Source organism: Streptomyces albiaxialis (assembly GCF_039530985.1).
GTDB classification, from domain to species: Bacteria; Actinomycetota; Actinomycetes; order Streptomycetales; family Streptomycetaceae; genus Streptomyces; species Streptomyces albiaxialis.
In genome coordinates this window covers 617,087-634,403 of sequence record NZ_BAAAPE010000001.1, presented here as the reverse complement: position 1 = coordinate 634,403, position 17,317 = coordinate 617,087, and the positions used below count along the sequence as shown (strand labels likewise).

Below are 17,317 nucleotides of genomic sequence, written 5' to 3'. Positions count from 1 at the left end.
CAGCCGTGGAGCGTAACCCGACGTCAGACGAGCGCGCGTCCCAGGACGTACACGGCCGGGACGGCCAGGGTCAGCGGGAGCGCGACGCCCGCGGTCATGTGGACGAAGCGGGACGGGAAGTCGTAGCTGGCCACCCGCAGGCCGATCACGGCGCAGCCGCCCGCGGCGAGACCCAGCAGCGCCCCGCTCGCGCCCATGCCGGTGAGCTGCCCCACGGCCACGCCCGCGCCCGCGGCGGCGGCCACGGCGACGGCGGGCGAGACGTACGGCGGCAGCGGCAGGGCCCGCGCGAGCGCGGCCACCGCGACTGCGGCGGCGCCGACCGTCACGGCCTCGCGCTCCGCCGCCAGGTGCCCGGCGGCCAGCACGGTCAGGCCGCTGGAGGCGAGGCCCGCGGTGAGGGCGTAGAGGCGCTCGTCGGGGCTGGAGTGGTTGCGGAGCTGGAGGATCAGCGAGAGGACGCACCAGACGCCGAACGTGCCGATGAGCACGGTCGGGCCCTTGTCCTCGTCCGCGAGCAGCAGCCCGACGACGGCCGCGACGCCGCCGAGGAACGCGAGGGCGATGCCCTGCCGGGCGGGCCACATCCCGTTCAGCCGGAACCAGCCCGCCGCCGTGACCGCCTGGAGCAGCACCACGCAGACCGCCAGCAGCCCGGTGCCGACGCCGCCGGCGAGCGAGGCGGAGCCCGCGAGCAGCGCGCCGAGCACGGCCGTCAGCGCGGCGGGGCGCAGCCCGGGGGCGATGATCGGCGACCCGGTGCGGACGGGCGCCTGACGCTGCGCGGGCGACGCCGCGGGCGAGGCGGGGGCGCCGGGGGGCGTGGGGGCCGGCGGGACGGGCGGGGCGGCGTGCGCGCCGTGCGGCTGGGGCGGGGACTGGGGCTGAGATGGGGGCTGGGGCTGGGGCGAGGCCTGCGCGGGGTGCGGCTGGGGGAGGGGCTGGGACTGCGGCTGCGGCTGTGGCTGCTGCTGTGCTCCGGCGAACCGGTGCTCCGGGGGCAGCGGGCCCGGGTGAGGGTGCTGCGGAGGGAGCGGTGCCGAGGACGCCTCGTACGGGGGCGCGTCGTACGGGGGTGCCTCGCGGGTCACCTCGTACTGGACCTCGTACGGGTTGTGGCCGTAGCCGTACTCGTACGGGTACGACGGCTCGGCGGGGGGCAAGGGCTGCCCGTACTGCTCGTACTGGCCGTACTGCTGGGCCTGCTCGTACTGCTGGGCCTGCGGCTGGGGGAGGGGCTGGTGCTGCCAGTCGTACGGCTGCGGCTGGGACTGCGCCTGCTGTTGCGGCTGCTGTTGCGGTTGGGGCTGAGGCTGCGGCTGGGGCTGGCCTTCGTAACCCTCGTACCCCTCATAGCCCTCGTACGGCGTGCTCATGCCGCACCGCCCGCGAACGGCGGGAGGACCTCGACCGTGCCGCCCTCGCTGAGCCGGACGGCCTCGTGCTCGCGGGTGCCGACGGGGGTGCCGTCGACCAGGAACGAGCAGCGCAGCAGGACCCGGGCGAACTCGGGGCGCTCCGTGTGCGCGTCGCGGGCGCGCTGGAGCGCTCCGGCGAGTGTCGTGGCCTCGTATGGCTCCTCCGCGGTACCGGCGGCGGCCTTCGCCGCGGCCCAGTAGCGGATCGTGCCGCTCGCCATGGTGGGGGTCCCTCTCAGCCGTCTGCCGCTTTGCGCGTCCCATGATGGCGCCTCGCGCGGGCGGCCGGTGCACCGGTGGAGAGGATCCAGGCGCCGACGCGGTCGAGGAGCGCGGGTTCCGCGGCATTCTCCGCGTGCCCGAAGCCCGGGACGAGCCACAGCTCCGCCGTCTCCGGACCGGCCGCCTCGGCGAGGGAGCGCGGGTGGTCGAGGGGGAAATAGGGGTCGCGGTCGCCGTGGACGACCAGCAGCGGCGTCGGCGCGATCAGCGGCGCGGCGGCGACGGGCGGGAGCGGCACCGGGTCCCAGTCCTCGGGGTGGATACGGGTGCGCAGCGCGTGCCGGGCGACGAGGCGGCCGAGCGGGCGCTGCACGGCCCAGTGCAGCCGCCGCATGGGCGCGGTGCCGTTGTAGTACCAGCGGGCCGGGGCGCTGACGGCCACGGCGGCGTCGGCGGCTTCACCGGCGATGCCGGTGGCTGCGGCGCCGGTGCCGGTGGCGGTGGCGGTGGCGGTGGTGTTCGACGGCGTACGCGCGCCCGTGCGCCCCCCGTGCTCCGGGGCGCCCTCAACTGACTCTCCGTACCCGTCCGCGCCCTCCGGCCGGTACAGGGCCGCGTGGCGGACGACCACCGAACCGCCCATCGAGAAGCCGACCGTGGCCACGCGGGAGTGGCCCAGGGCGCGCGCCCAGCCGACCGCCGCCGCGAGGTCCAGGACCTCGCGGTCGCCGACCGTGGAGCGGCCCCCGGAGCGGCCGTGGCCCCGGAAGGAGAATGTGATCACGGCCGCGTACTGCCGGAACGCGGCGGCGGCCCGGCGCAGCGCGGGGCGGTCGAGCGAGCCGGTGAAGCCGTGCGCGAGCACCACGGCGAGGGATCCGGGGCCGGAGTCCGGGGCGGAACCGGGGCCGGGGCCCGGGGCGGATCCGGGGGCGCCCGGCGCCTCGCGGGCGGCGCGCGGCTCGTACCGCGCCTCGATCCGTACGCCGTCCGTCGTCCGCAGTACGGCGCGGATCGCGCCGCCGCCGTCACTTTCCGTGACGGATTCGAGGGGTGAGCGAGCGACGTCACACCCCGCGCGATGCCTCATGTCGGTATTCTTTCTCGACAAGAAGGATCCGGGCAGCGTCGCCCCCGGGTCCTTTTGTGCTTTCTGGACGAAGCAGTGCCGCCACACTTCCGAGGGAACTCGACGTCATGGGCAAGCGAAATCCGCATCAACAAGACCGTACGACTCCGACCCCGGCCCCGATGAGGGAGGGCGTACGCGCATGAGCTCGCTGCTTCTTCTGACCAATGCCCTCCAGCCCTCCACCGAGGTGCTCCCCGCGCTGGGCCTGCTCCTCCACAATGTGCGCGTCGCGCCCGCCGAGGGCCCCGCGCTCGTGGACGCGCCCAGCTCCGACGTGATCCTCGTCGACGGCCGCCGCGACCTGCCGCAGGTGCGCTCGCTGTGCCAGCTCCTCCGCTCGACGGGCCCCGGCTGCCCGCTCCTGCTGATCGTGACGGAGGGCGGACTGGCCGCCGTCACGGCCGACTGGGGCGTGGACGACGTGCTCCTCGACACCGCGGGCCCCGCCGAGGTCGAGGCCCGGCTCCGGCTGGCGACCGGGCGGCAGCAGATCGTCTCCGACGACAGCCCCATGGAGATCCGCAACGGGGACCTGTCGGTGGACGAGGCGACGTACAGCGCGAAGCTCAAGGGCCGCGTGCTCGACCTCACGTTCAAGGAGTTCGAGCTGCTGAAGTTCCTCGCCCAGCACCCGGGCCGCGTCTTCACCCGCGCCCAGCTCCTCCAGGAGGTGTGGGGGTACGACTACTTCGGCGGTACGCGCACCGTCGACGTCCACGTGCGGCGGCTGCGCGCCAAGCTGGGCCCCGAGCACGAGGCGCTGATCGGGACCGTGCGCAACGTCGGGTACCGCTTCGTCTCCCCGGAGAAGCCCGAGCGGGAGAAGAAGCCGTCCCCGGCCGGGGAGTCCGTGGCGGACGAGGCCACCCGGGTCGCGCGCGAGGCGGCGACGAAGAGGAACTGATCCCTCTGTGCCCCGCGCCCCCGTGCAAGGTGAGGGGGTGCGGGGTCTGGGGCTCGCTCTGTTGGCGCGCGTAGACTTCGCGGCGTGGCCAAGGTGACGCGGGACGATGTGGCAAGACTGGCGGGTACGTCGACCGCGGTCGTCAGCTATGTGATCAACAACGGCCCCCGCCCGGTGGCTCCGGCCACCAAGGAGCGGGTGCTGGCGGCGATCAAGGAGCTGGGGTACCGGCCCGACCGGGTCGCGCAGGCGATGGCGTCCCGCCGCACCGATCTCATAGGCCTGATCGTCCCCGACGCGCGCCAGCCGTTCTTCGCCGAGATGGCACACGCGGTGGAACAGGCGGCGGCCGAGCGCGGCAAGATGGTCCTCGTCGGGAACTCGGACTATCTCGACGACCGCGAAGTCCACTACCTCCGCGCCTTCCTGGGCATGCGCGTCTCCGGGCTCATCCTCATCAGCGCGGGCCCCAGCGAGCAGGCGGCCTCCGAGATCGACGCGTGGGACGCCCGCGTCGTGCTGATGCACCGGCGGCCCGAGGCCATCGACGATGTCGCCGTCGTCATCGACGACACCGGCGGCGCCCAGCTCGCCACCCGCCACCTCCTGGAGCACGGGCACGAGTACGTCGCCTGTCTCGGCGGCGTCGAGTCCACCCCCGAGTACGGCGACCCGGTCACCGACCACATCGAGGGCTGGACGCGGGCGATGAAGGAGGCCGGGAAGTCGGTCGAGGGCCGCCTTTTCCAGTCCCCGTACAACCGGTACGACACGTATCGCGTCGCGCTCGGTCTGCTCAGCGGGCCCGACCGCCCCACCGCGCTCTTCTGCTCGACCGACGACCAGGCCATCGGCGTGCTGCGCGCCGCGCGCGAGCTGGGCATCGACGTGCCGGGCGAGCTGGCGGTCGTGGGCTTCGACGACGTGAAGGAGGCGGGACTCACCGACCCGCCGCTGACCACCGTCGGCTCGGACCGGGTGGCGATCTCCAAGGCCGCCGTGGACCTGGTGCTGGACGACTCGCTGCGGGTCTCGGGCGGGACGCGCAGCCCCGGCGTCGCGGGCGGCAAGGGCCGGGTCCGGCAGTTCCCCTCGCGGCTGGTGGTCCGGCGCTCGTGCGGCTGCGACACCCCGCCGTCGTGCAATTTCGGGGACGGGAACGGGAACGGGAACTCCGGGGATTACGGGGTTTCTTAGCGCCCACTCAGACTGTTCTCAGGTTGCCGGGCCACTCTCGGGGGCATGGACGAGAACACCGTGAGCAGCACCGGAAGCCCCTATCCCCCGCCCCCTCCTCCGGAGCCCCCCATGGGTCCCTCCGCGGGTCCCTCCGCGGATTCCCCCGTGCCTTCCCCGGAGCGCCCGCGCCGCGTCCGTAAGCCCGTCGCGCTGATCGCCGCCGTGGCCGTCGGCGCCGCGGTCGTCGGCGGCGGGACCGCGTTCGGCGTCGAGCGGATCTTCGGGGACGACGCGACGACCGCGGCCTCCGCGCCCGTCAACGCCGGGAACGCGTCCGCGAAGGGCGGCGTCTCGGCCGTCGCCGACGCCATGGACGACAGCGTCGTCGAGATCAAGGCGTCCTCGGGCGGCGGGCAGTCCACCGGGTCCGGCGTGGTGATCACCAAGGACGGCGAGATCCTCACCAACAACCACGTGGTCGCGGGCGCCGACACCGCGAAGGTCTCCTTCGGCGACGGGAAGACCGCCACCGCCGAGGTCGTCGGCACCGACCCCGACCGCGACCTCGCGCTGATCAAGGTGCGCGGCGCCGACGACCTCAAGCCCGCCGCGCTGGGCGACTCCGACAGCGTGGGCGTCGGCGACCAGGTGGTCGCCTTCGGCTCCCCCGAGGGCCTCTCCGGCACCGTCACCAGCGGCATCGTCTCCGCCAAGAACCGGGACGTGACCGTCCAGAAGGAAGGCGGGGACGACAGCCCGGGCCGCGGGAACAACGGCGACAACTGGCCGTTCGAGTTCGGCGGAGAGCAGTTCAACGGCGGCACCGACGGCGACACGACCACCTACAAGGCCATCCAGACGGACGCCTCCCTCAACCCCGGCAATTCCGGCGGCCCGCTCGTCAACATGAACGGGCAGGTCATCGGCATCAACTCCGCGATGTACCCGGCGGGCGGCGGCCAGGGCGGCGGCGGCGCGCAGGCGTCCTCCTCGTCCGGCAGCATCGGGCTCGGCTTCGCCATCCCGATCAACGACGTGAAGAAGGACCTGGACAAGCTGCGGAACGGGGATGGCTGACGGCTCCACCGCTTCCGACGGGGAGCGGGGCCCCGGTGACAAGCTGGAGCCCATGAAGGTCCTGATCGTCGACGACGAACCCGCCGTGCGGGAGGCGCTCCGCCGCAGCCTCAGCTTCGAGGGGTACGACACCGTGCTGGCCGCCGACGGCGCCGAGGCGCTGGAGAAGGCGGCCGAGCACCGGCCCGACCTGGTGATCCTCGACGTGCTGATGCCGCGCATGGACGGCCTCACCGCGGCCCGGCGGCTGCGTGCGGCGGGCCAGCGCGTGCCGGTGCTCATGCTGACCGCGCGCGACACGGTCGGTGACCGCGTCACGGGCCTGGACGCGGGCGCCGACGACTACCTCGTCAAGCCGTTCGAGCTGGACGAACTCCTCGCGCGCGTACGGGCGCTGCTGCGGCGCAGCTCGTACGCGCGGGAGCAGGCGGAGGCCGACGCGGAGGAGGGACCCGCCGCGCTCACCTTCTCCGACCTGCGCATGGATCTGCGGACCCGCGAGGTGACGCGGGGCTCACGCCCGGTGGAGCTGACGCGGACCGAGTACACGCTGCTGGAGATGTTCCTCGCCCACCCGCGCCAGGTCCTGACGAGGGAACAGATCCTCAAGGCCGTCTGGGGCTTCGACTTCGAGCCCTCGTCCAACTCGCTGGACGTCTACGTGATGTATCTGCGGCGCAAGACCGAAGCCGGGGGTGAGCCCCGCCTCGTCCATACGGTGCGCGGCGTCGGCTACGTCCTGAGAGACGACGCGTCGTGACCGTCCAGCATGCGTCGGGGGCCAGCCATCAAGGGGCGCGGGGAACTGCGCGCCCGGCCACGACGTACCCGAGGACTGCGACGCACGCACAGGGGCAGCCTGTGCGCAGCCCCGGAGACGTACGGTGAGCTCTCGTACGGTCGTGGCCCGACTGCGCCGGAATGGGGCTCGGGCCGTTTCCATGCCCCTGCGGGGGCGGCTCGCGCTGATGGCCGCGCTCACCGTCGCGCTCGCCGTCGCCGCCTGCGCGCTCGCCTGCTGGTTCCTCGTACGCGCCCAGCTCCTCAATTCCCTCGACGACTCCCTGAAAGAGAGCAGCATCCGGCCCAGCGACGTCGTCAACAGGGTGGAGGCCGGTGAGTGCCGGCCCCCGGAGCAGCGGAACCCGAACCCGTTCAGCGCCGTCGTGCAGGTCGTGCACCCCAGCGGTGTGAGCTGCGTGATCGTCGGCGACAAGCTGGACGTCTCGGCGTCGGACATCGAGGTCGCCCAGCGGGACCGCGCCGTGACGGTGCACACGACGCGCGCCGAGGACGGCACCGGATACCGCGTACGGACGACGCCCGTCGTCGGCACCAACCTCGCCGTCTCGGTGGCCCGGCCCATGACCGAGGTCGACGAGTCGCTGCGCAAGCTCGCGCTGATCCTCGCGCTCGTCGGCGGCGCGGGCGTGCTCGGCGCCGCGGGCGCCGGCGTGGTGCTGGCGCGCGCCGGACTGCGGCCCGTGGACCGGCTCACGCACGCCGTCGAGCACATCGCGCGCACCGAGGACCTCGCCGTCCGTATCCCCGTCGCGGGCCACGACGAGATCGCCCGGCTCTCGCGCTCGTTCAACTCGATGACCGGCGCCCTCGCCTCCTCCCGCGAGCTCCAGCAGCAGCTCATCGCCGACGCGGGGCACGAGCTGCGCACGCCGCTGACCTCGCTGCGGACCAACATCGACCTGCTGGTGCGCAGCGAGGAGACCGGCCGCCCGCTGCCCGAGGAGGACCGCAGGGACCTGCTCGCGTCCGTACGGGCGCAGATGACCGAGCTGAACGCGCTCATCGGCGACCTCCAGGAGCTCTCGCGCCCGCAGGGCCAGTCGCAGAGCGGCGGGATCGTGAGCCTGCACGAGGTCGTCGAGCGCGCGGTCGAGCGCGTACGGCTGCGCGCGCCGCAGGTGACGATCGTGGCGCAGGCCGCGCCCTGGTACGTGCGCGGCGAGCCCTCGGAGCTGGAGCGCACCGTCGTCAACCTGCTCGACAACGCCGTGAAGTTCAGCCCCGACGGCGGCACCGTGGACGTCTCGCTGAGCGGCGGCACGCTGCGGGTGCGGGACCACGGCGCGGGGATCCCGGCCGACGAACTGCCGCACGTCTTCGACCGGTTCTGGCGCTCCCCGTCCGCGCGCAGCCTGCCGGGCTCCGGGCTCGGCCTGTCGATCGTCGCGCGTACGGCGCGCCAGGCGGGCGGCGACGTCACGCTGCGCGCCCCCGGCGACGGGGACGGCGGCACGGAGGCCGTGCTGTGGCTGCCGGGCGCGCCGACGCCGCCACCGGACGGGCCTCCCGGCGGCGGGGGCGGTGACGCTTCGGCGGGCGCCGAAGCGTGAACCGAGCAGAATGGGTGCCATGTCCCACGATGCCGGGGGTCCCGACCTCGCCGCCGTCGCCGCGCTGCTCGCGGACCGTACGCGCGCCACGTTCTGCATGGCCCTGCTCGACGGCCGGGCCTGGACCGCGGGCGAGCTGGCGCGGGCCGCGGGCGTGGCCCCGCCGACCGCGACCGGGCATCTGAACCTGCTGGTCGAGGGCGGGCTCCTGGCCGAGGTCCGGCAGGGCAGGCACCGCTACGTACGGCTGGCGGACCCGCGCGTCGCCGAGGTGATCGAGAACCTCGCCGCGCTCGGCCCGCGCCGCGAGGACGCGCCGCCCCGCTCGCTCTCGGCCGCGAGCCGGAACCGGGCTCTGGCCCGCGGCCGTACCTGCTACGACCATCTCGCGGGCACCGTCGGCGTGGCGATCACCGACGCGATGGCGGGGCGCGGGCTGCTCGACTGGGGCGGCGGGCTGCGGCTGACGGAGGACGGCGCGGCGTGGCTGGACGCGCTCGGCATCGCGCTCCCCGGCTCCTCGCGCCGCCCCGCCGTGCGCGCCTGCCTCGACTGGACGGAGCGCCGCCCGCATCTGGCGGGCGCGGTCGGCGCCGCGCTGTGCGGGCACGCCTTCGAGGCGGGGTGGATCACCCGGATCGGCACCACGCGGGCCGTCGCGCTCACGGACACCGGCCGGTCCGCGCTCCACGAGCACCTGGGAATCGCGCACCTGGGAATCGCGCACCTGGGAATCGAGCCCTTGGGGATCGCTTGACCTCCGCTTGACTTCAAGCAGAGTTCAACTCCTAGCGTCCCCGGCATGAGGCACACGATCCCGAACGAGCGTGCCGGGCCGCGCGAATGGCTGGGCCTGGCCGTCCTGATGCTCCCCCTGCTGCTGGTGTCCATGGACCTGACGGTGCTGCATCTCGCCGTCCCCGCGATCTCCGCCGATCTGCGGCCCACCAGCTCCGAACTGCTGTGGATCACCGATGTCTACGGCTTCCTCGTCGCCGGGTTCCTCGTGACGATGGGCGCGCTCGGCGACCGTATCGGCCGCCGAAGGCTGCTGCTCACGGGCGCCGCCGCGTTCGGCGCGGCCTCCGCGCTCGCCGCCTTCTCGACGAGCCCGGAGATGCTGATCGCCACCCGAGCGCTGCTCGGCGTCGCGGGGGCCACGCTGATGCCCTCGACGCTCTCGCTGATCCGGAACATGTTCCCCGACGCCCGGCAGCGCACCCTCGCCATCGGCATCTGGTCGGCCGGGTTCATGGTCGGCAGCTCCATCGGGCCGCCCATCGGCGGGGTGCTGCTGGAGCACTTCTGGTGGGGCTCGACGCTACTGATCAACATCCCCGTGATGGTGCTGCTCGTCCTCGTCGGACCGCTGCTGCTGCCCGAGTTCCGCGACCCCTCGCCCCGCCGCATGGACCCGGTGAGCGTGGTCCTCTCCGTCGTCGCGGTGATCTCGCTGGTCTACGGGGTCAAGCGCGCCGCCGAGCACGGCGGGCCCGACGCCGGCACCTGGATCGCCGCGGCCCTCGGGCTCGCGGTCGGCTACGCGTTCGTACGGCGGCAGCTCCGGTCCGGGGAGGGGTCCGGGCGCGAACCGCTCATCGACGTACGGCTCTTCGCGCGCAAGGCCTTCAGCGGCTCGCTCGCCATGGTGGGGCTCGCGGTCTTCATGGGCGCCGGGGTGCAGTTCCTGGTGGTCCAGTACCTCCAGCTCGTCCTCGGGCTCTCGCCCCTGGAGGCGGCGCTCGTGATGGTGCCGCAGGCCCTCGCGGGCGTCGTCGGCGCCGTGCTCGCGCCGGTGCTGGCGCGCCGCGTGCCGCGCCTGGCGATCATCCTGGCGGGCGTCGCGACGGGGATCGCCTCGCTGCTCGTGCTCAGCCGCGTCGAGGGCGAGGACGCGCTGCCCACGATCATCGCCGCCTTCAGCGTGATGTTCCTCGGTTTCTCCGCGATCCTCACCCTCGCCACCGACACCGTCGTCGCCTCCGCGCCGCCCGAGCGCTCGGGCGCGGCCTCCGCGCTCTCCGAGACCACGGGCGAACTGAGCGGCGCCCTGGGCATCGCCCTGCTGGGCAGCACCAGCACCGCCGTCTACCGGAGCGAGGTCGCCGACGGGCTGCCCGGCGGCCTCCCGGACACCGCGGCCGACGCGGCCCGGGACACCCTCGGCGGCGCCGTCGCCGCGGCGGAGAGGCTCCCGGAGACGCTGGGCGGCCCGCTGCTGGACGCCGCACGGGGGGCGTTCACCGGCGGGCTGCACCTCGTCGCCGCGATCTCCGTCGGGCTCGTGGTCGTCCAGGGCCTCCTGGCCGTCCTCCTGCTGCGCGCGCGGCCCGACTCGGACACCGCCGTCCCGCCGCGGGACGAGGACCGGGAGGGACGGGACGACACTCTCACCGGGACCCGGTCGTAGGGTCGTTCCCATGAGCGACGTGGTTGTTGTGGACGAGGTACCGGCGGACGGCGTACGCGAGGTGCTGGACCTGATCGGGAGCGCGGCCCGTGAGGACGGCCAGGCCGCGGTCTCCGAGCAGGGCCGCCTCCAGTTGCGGGGCGGGCGGCGGGTGGGCGTGCGCCATCTGCTGCTCCGGGACGGCGAGGGACGGCTCGCGGGATACGCCCAGCTCGAGGACACCGACCCGGTGGAGGCGCCGACCGGCGAGCTGGTCGTCGCGCCCGAGCAGCGGGGCAAGGGGCACGGGCGGCGGCTCGGCCAGGCCCTCCTCGACGCCTCCGGCAAGCGGCTGCGGGTCTGGGCGCACGGCGGCCACCCGGCGGCCCGCCACCTCGCGCAGACCCTCGGGCTGACCCTCTTCCGCGAGCTGCGCCAGCTCCGCCGCCCGCTGACCGGGCTGACGCTGCCGGACCCGGTGCTTCCGGACGGCGTGACCGTACGGACGTTCCGGCCCGGCGAGGACGACGAGGCGTGGCTGCGGCTGAACGCCGAGGCGTTCGCGCACCACCCCGAGCAGGGCGGACTCACCCAGCGCGACCTCGACGACCGCAAGGCCGAGTCCTGGTTCGACCCGGCGGGCTTCTTCCTGGCCGTACGGGGCGACGGCGGGCGTGACGAGCGGCTCGTCGGCTTCCACTGGACGAAGGTCCACGCGGACGAGAACCTCGGCGAGGTCTACGTCCTCGGGGTCGGGCCCGACGAGCAAGGTAACGGTCTGGGAAAGGCGCTCACCACGATCGGCCTGCGCCACCTCGCCGACGAGCGCGCGCTGCCGACCGCGATGCTCTACGTCGACGCCGACAACGCCGCGGCGGTCAGGGTCTACGAGGGCCTGGGCTTCCGCACCCACGAGACGGATCTCATGTACCGCACGGAGACCTGACCGCCCGGACGGGGGGCCGCACCACCGCCGCGGCACCTGGGCAACCCCGAGGCGCCACCCTCGCGTAACCGGGTATTCAAACCCGAGTGCGAGGCTCACGCAATGCAGCCAGCAGCCCCCCGCCCCCTCACCGCGCCGGAGCCCGAGCGCGGGCGGGAGAATGCCCGGAACAATGGGGCCATGAGCCAGCCAGCCCCGCACGCTGCCCAGCCCTCCGTCGGATCGATCGCCGCCCACCGCGCGCAGCCGGTCGCACGAGGCGCCGCCGAGCTGCGCCTCGACCCCGACATCGACTCCGACGTCGACCTGTACGAGGAGGGGCGCGGGCCCGACGAGGCCGACGGGACGCTCCCGGCCGGGCGCTTCCTGGACCGGGAGCGGAGCTGGCTGGCGTTCAACGAACGGGTGCTGGAGCTGGCGGAGGATCCCGCGACGCCCCTCCTCGAAAGGGCGAACTTCCTCGCGATCTTCGCCGGCAACCTGGACGAGTTCTTCATGGTCCGCGTCGCCGGGCTCAAGCGCCGCATAGCGACCGGCGTCGCGACGCGCAGCGCCTCCGGGCTCCAGCCGCGCGAGGTCCTGGACCTGATCTGGACCCGCTCGCGCGAGCTGATGGCGCGGCACGCGGCCTGCTACCAGCAGGACATCGCCCCCGCCCTCGCCGAGGAGGGGCTGCACCTGATCCGCTGGGCCGAGCTGACCGAGAAGGAGCAGGCCCGCCTCTTCTCGCTGTTCCGCCAGCAGATCTACCCGGTGCTGACGCCCCTCGCGGTCGATCCCGCGCACCCCTTCCCGTACATCTCGGGGCTCTCGCTGAACCTCGCCGTGGTCGTGCGGAACCCGGTCTCCGGGCACAACCACTTCGCGCGGGTCAAGGTGCCGCCGCTGCTGCCCCGCTTCCTGGAGGCCTCGCCGCAGCGGTACGTGCCGCTCGAAGACGTGATCGCCGCGCACCTGGAGGAGCTGTTCCCCGGCATGGAGGTGCTGGCGCACCACATGTTCCGGGTCACGCGGAACGAGGACCTGGAGGTCGAGGAGGACGACGCGGAGAACCTGCTCCAGGCCCTGGAGAAGGAGCTGATGCGCCGCCGCTTCGGCCCGCCCGTCCGGCTCGAGGTCGAGGAGTCCATCGACCCGTACGTCCTCGACCTGCTGGTCCGCGAGCTGAAGGTCAGCGACGCCGAGGTCTATCCGCTGCCGGGCCCTCTCGACCTGACGGGGCTGTCGGGGATCGCCTCGGCGATGGACCGGCCCGAGCTGAAGTACCCGAAGTTCGTGGCCGGGACGCACCGGGACCTGGCGGAGGTCGAGTCCGCCTCGGCGCCAGACGTCTTCGCGGCGCTGCGCGAGCGCGACGTGCTGCTGCACCACCCGTACGACAGCTTCTCGACGTCCGTCCAGGCCTTCCTGGAGCAGGCGGCCGCCGACCCCGACGTGCTCGCGATCAAGCAGACGCTGTACCGGACGTCGGGCGACTCGCCCATCGTGGACGCGCTGATAGACGCCGCCGAGTCCGGCAAGCAGGTGCTCGTCCTCGTCGAGATCAAGGCCCGCTTCGACGAGCAGGCCAACATCAAGTGGGCCCGCAAGCTGGAGGAGTCGGGCTGCCACGTCGTGTACGGGCTCGTCGGGCTCAAGACGCACTGCAAGCTGTCGCTGGTGGTGCGCCAGGAGGGCGACGTGCTGCGCCGGTACGCGCACGTCGGCACCGGCAACTACCACCCCAAGACGGCCCGGCTCTACGAGGACCTGGGCCTGCTCACCGCCGACCAGCAGGTGGGCGCCGACCTCTCGGACCTCTTCAACCGGCTCTCCGGCTACTCGCGGCGGGAGACCTACCGGCGGCTCCTGGTCGCCCCCAAGTCGCTGCGGGACGGGCTGGTCTCCCGTATCCACAAGGAGATCGCCCACCACGAGGCGGGGCGTGAGGCGTACGTCCGGATCAAGGTCAACTCGATCGTGGACGAGGCGATCTGCGACGCGCTCTACCACGCCTCGCGCGCGGGCGTCCCGGTCGACGTGTGGGTGCGCGGCATCTGCGCGCTGCGGCCCGGCGTGCCGGGGCTGAGCGAGAACATCCGGGTGCGCAGCGTGCTGGGCCGGTTCCTGGAGCACTCGCGGGTCTTCGCCTTCGGCAACGGCGGCGAGGGCGAGGTCTGGCTCGGCAGCGCCGACATGATGCACCGCAACCTCGACCGCCGTATCGAGGCGCTGGTCCGGGTCACCGACCCCGCGCACCGCGCCTCGCTCATCCGGCTGCTGGAGACGGGCATGTCCGACACCACCGCGTCCTGGCACCTGGGCCCGGACGGCGACTGGACCCGGCGGGCCCACGATCAGGAGGGGCAGCCGCTGCCGAACGTGCAGGAAATGCTGATCGACGGGCGGAGAAGGCGACGTGGCCCGGCGACGTGACGGCGGCGCCGTGGCCGGTCCGGCCGGTGCCCAGGCGGGGAGGGAAGTGGCGGTGACGGCCGGAACGACGGCAGCCGACGTCCTCGGAACGTATCTGAGGGAGCGCGCGGCCGAGTTCCTGCGCGGGCTGCGCACACACAGGGAGAGCGCGGGCGGCGCGGAGAGCGCGGCGGAGGCGGCCGAGGCGGTGCGCGCGCTGCGCGCCGCGGCCCGCAGGCTGGGCGGCGCCCTGCACACGTACCGGCCGCTGCTCGACGCGGCCTGGGCCGACCAGTTGCGCACGGAGCTGAACTGGCTGTCGGGCACGCTCGCGCGCGAGTACGCGTACGCGGCGCGGCTCGACCGGCTGCTCTCGGCGCTCCACCGGCTGGCGAGCGGCGGCCCCGTGCCCGGCCCGACCGGTCCGGGCGGTCCGACCGGTCCGGGCGCCCCGGCGGGCAACGGGGCGGCGGCGCACCCGGGCGGCAAGCGGGAGCGCGGCTCGCTCCCCGTCGGCGCCGCGCGCGCCGGGGCGCTGCTGGAGCGGCAGTTGACGCTCTCCCGGACCCGCGCCCACTCGGCGGCGCTCCAGGCGCTCGGCTCGGCGCGGTTCCACGCGGTGGCGGACGAGGTCGCGGTGCTCGCCTCGGAGGTGCCGTTCCGTACGGACGACAAGGACGGCGGCGCGGCCGACGGGGCCGCGCCCGTGCTGGTGCCGCTCGCCCAGCAGGCGCAGTGGCGGCTGACCGAGGCCGTCGAGGCGCTGCCCCTCTCGCGCGCCGGTGCGCCGTACAACGCGGAGGCCCTGGCCCGCTCCCTCGCCGCCGAGGCCCGGCAGGACGCCGCCTGGCACCACGTACGGACGCTGCTGCGGGTGCACCGGTACGCGCAGGAGGTGCTCGCGCTCGGCGGCGCGGGCGGCGGCGACCCGCGGCTCGTGCCCGCGAGCCGCGCGCTGGACCGGCACCGGGACGCGGCGGAGGCCGCCGCCGCTGCCGCTTCGGCGGCAGCGACCCCGCGCATCGCGCCCGCGACCGCCTACGCGCTGGGCGTCCTCCACGCCGACCAGCGCCACGAGGTCGAGGCCGCCCGCTTCGCCTTCGGCCGCCTGTGGGTCTCCACCGCCTCGTCACCGGAACGGCTGGAAGGGCGGGCCTCCTTATGAGCGGAGCGCACGGGGATGTCGTACGGGCCGCGGGCTGCGTCGTGTGGCGCCGCGCGCCGGAGGGCGAGGGGATCGAACTCGTCCTGGTCGGACGGCCGAAGTACGCCGACTGGACCTTCCCCAAGGGGAAGCTGACCCGCGCGGAGGCCGCGGACCCGCTGACCGGCGAGAGCCGCGCGGCGCTGCGCGAGGTGCGCGAGGAGACCGGCCTGGAGTGCGAGCTGGGCGCCTCGCTCTCCACGATGCGCTATCTCGCCAACGGGCGGCCCAAGGAGGTGCGTTACTGGGCGGCCGAGGCGCGCGGCGGCGTCTTCGTCCCGAACCGCGAGGTCGACCGGGTGCGGTGGCTGTCCCCCGAGGCGGCCCGCCGGACGCTCTCGTACGACCATGACCGCCCCCTCGTCGACGCCCTGCTGGCGGCGCTGCGCACGGCGTGATCCCGTAACGTCGCGAACGCAAAATGCCGGGGAATATGCCGTCTTGGGCCCGTGCCGTGACCCCCGTTCACACTTTTCCCGGCGAGGCGTCCCCGGCCCCTCTTCGGCCTTCTTCGGAGGGTCGGGAAACCGGGGGATTCGGTGAAGACTGTGGCGGCGCGGGATTTCCTCCGATGTGATGAATGCTTTCCGCAGTCGTCCTCCCTGTGATCCGGCGGGAGTGGGAGATGACCTGTTGAGACCGTTCCTGTCTCTCCGGTGACCGTCCTCCACATCCGTCAGGCGGGGGCGTACGGCCGGGCCGGTGAGTGCCTCGGCAGCCCGGCGCACGCCGCTGCCGGGACCCGCGAGCCTCCTCTATTCATGGGACAGGGGCATTACCCGGGGGCACGCGACCATTGACGAATGCAAGGGTCATGATCTGGGTAACTCCTTGGCGAATGCGGGGCGGCGGCGGCCCGGGGCGGAACGACGGCTGTGTCCCGGTGGAGTGAAGGATGGACATCTCCCGGTCTTGAGGCGACCGGCCGGCCGGCCTGTGCAGCGAGGCGCTCGGTACGGCGGGACCCGAGATGGGGGAGGAATTCCATGTTGTCCTTGCAGCCGGATTCGCGGACGGCCGCGGCCGTGACCTTCTCGGACTACGGGATCGCCACCGCCACGCGGCTGTTCGACAGCGCGGGCATCGACGTCGCCGGGGGCACGGCGACCCTGCGGAGGATGCTCTCCCCGTGGGGCGCCCGGCGGATAGCCGAGCGGCCCGAGTGGCACTCGGACGTGTGCGCCGACGGCTCACCGATCGAGTTCTCCGCGGCCTTCGCGGGCGACGAGGTGCGCATACGGGCGCTCGTGGAGTCCCTCCCCGAGGTGCCCACCACCCCGGCCGCGCAGCGCGCGGCCACCGGTCTCACCCAGGGGCTGATCCAGGAGTTCGGCGCCGACGGCGGCCGTCTCGCGGCCGTATGGGACCTCTTCCTGCCCCACGAGGCGCCGACGGGCTTCGCCATGATGCACGCCGCGATCTTCGGGCCCACCGGACGGCCCGGGTTCAAGGTCTATCTGAACCCGGAGGCGGACCGGGCGATGAGCAGCGTCGACAGGACCAGGGCCGCGCTGGAGCGCGTGGGCCTGGCGGACGCCTGGGACGCGGTCGTGGCGTACGCGGCCCGGGGCTTCGACCTCGACCGGATCGTCTACTTCGGCCTGGACCTCGCCGAGGGCCCCGAGGCCCGCGTGAAGGTCTACTTCCGGCACTACGACGCCGTGCCCGGGGAGCTGGACGCGCGGATGGACGAGGTCGCCGCCCGCCACCGGACCGGGCTCCTCGCCGACTTCTGCCGCGAACTCACCGGCAAGGAGGGCGAGCTGCGCGAGCAGCCCCTCGTCAGCAATCTGACCTTCACGGCCTCCGGCGGCACCACGCCCGTGTCCGCCACGGCGTACGTCCCCCTGTGGCTGTACGCGGACAGCGACCGGACCATAGAGCGCCGCGTCAGCTCCGCGATGACCGGTCTCGGCCTCCCCGCCGACCGCTACCGGACGCTGCTGGACCACGTGGCCCGGCGCCCGCTCGCCGACGGCCGCGGCATCCACACGTACGCCTCGCTGCGCGTGGGGAACGGCCGCCCCCGGGTCGCCACGTACTGGTCCACGGAGCTGTACGACCGCTACCCGTCCGCCCGTTACCAGAGGGGCTGATC

15 protein-coding genes are annotated in these 17,317 nt (G+C 73.9%); 12 read left to right on the top strand and 3 right to left on the bottom strand.

Going from position 1 to position 17,317, the window contains the following annotated elements; genetic code table 11:
* Positions 1-23: 23 nt before the first annotated feature.
* From ABD343_RS02920 to ABD343_RS02910, 3 genes are read right to left on the bottom strand one after another with little or no spacing between them, the layout of a single operon-like run.
* Complete coding sequence (locus tag ABD343_RS02920; protein ID WP_344523576.1) at positions 24-1,376, bottom strand: hypothetical protein; 1,353 nt, start codon at positions 1,374-1,376, stop codon at positions 24-26.
* Entirely contained in the window at positions 1,373-1,639 is a 267-nt protein-coding gene (locus ABD343_RS02915; protein WP_344523574.1) for a MoaD/ThiS family protein, read from the bottom strand. Before ABD343_RS02915 ends, ABD343_RS02920 begins: the two co-directional genes overlap by 4 nt.
* 14 nt (positions 1,640-1,653) lie before the next feature.
* Positions 1,654-2,730, bottom strand: a complete 1,077-nt coding sequence (locus ABD343_RS02910; protein WP_344523572.1) for an alpha/beta hydrolase — start codon at positions 2,728-2,730, stop codon at positions 1,654-1,656.
* Positions 2,731-2,911: 181 nt separating this feature from the next.
* Here ABD343_RS02910 and ABD343_RS02905 point away from each other — a divergent pair, with 181 nt between their 5' ends.
* The 12 genes from ABD343_RS02905 (at position 2,912) to ABD343_RS02850 (ending at position 17,315) form a co-directional block, all read left to right on the top strand.
* Positions 2,912-3,676 (top strand): winged helix-turn-helix transcriptional regulator, encoded by a 765-nt coding sequence (locus ABD343_RS02905; RefSeq protein WP_344523570.1) that lies wholly within the window; start codon positions 2,912-2,914, stop codon positions 3,674-3,676.
* Between the two features lie 84 nt (positions 3,677-3,760).
* Positions 3,761-4,873, top strand: a complete 1,113-nt coding sequence (locus ABD343_RS02900; RefSeq protein ID WP_344523569.1) for a LacI family DNA-binding transcriptional regulator — start codon at positions 3,761-3,763, stop codon at positions 4,871-4,873.
* Positions 4,874-4,918: 45 nt separating this feature from the next.
* Positions 4,919-5,932 carry a S1C family serine protease gene (locus tag ABD343_RS02895; protein WP_344523567.1) on the top strand — a complete coding sequence of 338 codons (1,014 nt, stop codon included), beginning with the start codon at positions 4,919-4,921 and terminating at the stop codon, positions 5,930-5,932.
* Between the two features lie 52 nt (positions 5,933-5,984).
* Positions 5,985-6,692 carry a response regulator transcription factor gene (locus ABD343_RS02890; protein WP_344524365.1) on the top strand — a complete coding sequence of 236 codons (708 nt, stop codon included), beginning with the start codon at positions 5,985-5,987 and terminating at the stop codon, positions 6,690-6,692.
* A gap of 181 nt (positions 6,693-6,873) precedes the next feature.
* Entirely contained in the window at positions 6,874-8,286 is a 1,413-nt protein-coding gene (locus ABD343_RS02885) for a HAMP domain-containing sensor histidine kinase (RefSeq protein WP_344523565.1), read from the top strand.
* Between the two features lie 19 nt (positions 8,287-8,305).
* Positions 8,306-9,043, top strand: coding sequence for an ArsR/SmtB family transcription factor (locus ABD343_RS02880; protein ID WP_344523563.1), 738 nt, complete (start codon positions 8,306-8,308; stop codon positions 9,041-9,043).
* Positions 9,044-9,088: 45 nt separating this feature from the next.
* Entirely contained in the window at positions 9,089-10,696 is a 1,608-nt protein-coding gene (locus ABD343_RS02875) for an MFS transporter (RefSeq protein WP_344523561.1), read from the top strand.
* A 10-nt stretch (positions 10,697-10,706) separates the two neighbouring features.
* Positions 10,707-11,621, top strand: a complete 915-nt coding sequence (gene mshD / locus ABD343_RS02870; protein WP_344523559.1) for a mycothiol synthase — start codon at positions 10,707-10,709, stop codon at positions 11,619-11,621.
* A 180-nt stretch (positions 11,622-11,801) separates the two neighbouring features.
* Positions 11,802-14,036: an RNA degradosome polyphosphate kinase gene (locus ABD343_RS02865; RefSeq protein ID WP_344523557.1), complete on the top strand. Its 2,235-nt coding sequence runs from the start codon at positions 11,802-11,804 to the stop codon at positions 14,034-14,036.
* Entirely contained in the window at positions 14,020-15,180 is a 1,161-nt protein-coding gene (locus ABD343_RS02860) for a CHAD domain-containing protein (protein WP_425578086.1), read from the top strand. The genes ABD343_RS02865 and ABD343_RS02860 overlap by 17 nt, the downstream gene beginning before the upstream one ends.
* On the top strand, positions 15,177-15,617 hold the full coding sequence (locus ABD343_RS02855; protein ID WP_344523555.1) for an NUDIX hydrolase: 441 nt from the start codon (positions 15,177-15,179) through the stop codon (positions 15,615-15,617). Before ABD343_RS02860 ends, ABD343_RS02855 begins: the two co-directional genes overlap by 4 nt.
* Before the next feature lie 588 nt (positions 15,618-16,205).
* Positions 16,206-17,315, top strand: a complete 1,110-nt coding sequence (locus ABD343_RS02850; RefSeq protein WP_344523553.1) for a tryptophan dimethylallyltransferase family protein — start codon at positions 16,206-16,208, stop codon at positions 17,313-17,315.
* Positions 17,316-17,317 lie beyond the last annotated feature (2 nt).

Bases quoted from the DNA above. Each gene is read 5' to 3' on its own strand.
- ABD343_RS02920 (WP_344523576.1), bottom strand. From the start codon at position 1,376: ATGAGCACGCCGTACGAGGGCTATGAGGGGTACGAGGGTTACGAAGGC.
- ABD343_RS02885 (WP_344523565.1), top strand. From the start codon at position 6,874: ATGCCCCTGCGGGGGCGGCTCGCGCTGATGGCCGCGCTCACCGTCGCG.
- ABD343_RS02875 (WP_344523561.1), top strand. From the start codon at position 9,089: ATGAGGCACACGATCCCGAACGAGCGTGCCGGGCCGCGCGAATGGCTG.
- ABD343_RS02850 (WP_344523553.1), top strand. From the start codon at position 16,206: ATGTTGTCCTTGCAGCCGGATTCGCGGACGGCCGCGGCCGTGACCTTC.
- ABD343_RS02855 (WP_344523555.1), top strand. From the start codon at position 15,177: ATGAGCGGAGCGCACGGGGATGTCGTACGGGCCGCGGGCTGCGTCGTG.
- ABD343_RS02915 (WP_344523574.1), bottom strand. From the start codon at position 1,639: ATGGCGAGCGGCACGATCCGCTACTGGGCCGCGGCGAAGGCCGCCGCC.
- ABD343_RS02895 (WP_344523567.1), top strand. From the start codon at position 4,919: ATGGACGAGAACACCGTGAGCAGCACCGGAAGCCCCTATCCCCCGCCC.
- ABD343_RS02865 (WP_344523557.1), top strand. From the start codon at position 11,802: ATGAGCCAGCCAGCCCCGCACGCTGCCCAGCCCTCCGTCGGATCGATC.
- ABD343_RS02890 (WP_344524365.1), top strand. From the start codon at position 5,985: ATGAAGGTCCTGATCGTCGACGACGAACCCGCCGTGCGGGAGGCGCTC.
- ABD343_RS02905 (WP_344523570.1), top strand. From the start codon at position 2,912: ATGAGCTCGCTGCTTCTTCTGACCAATGCCCTCCAGCCCTCCACCGAG.
- ABD343_RS02880 (WP_344523563.1), top strand. From the start codon at position 8,306: ATGTCCCACGATGCCGGGGGTCCCGACCTCGCCGCCGTCGCCGCGCTG.
- mshD (WP_344523559.1), top strand. From the start codon at position 10,707: ATGAGCGACGTGGTTGTTGTGGACGAGGTACCGGCGGACGGCGTACGC.
- ABD343_RS02910 (WP_344523572.1), bottom strand. From the start codon at position 2,730: ATGAGGCATCGCGCGGGGTGTGACGTCGCTCGCTCACCCCTCGAATCC.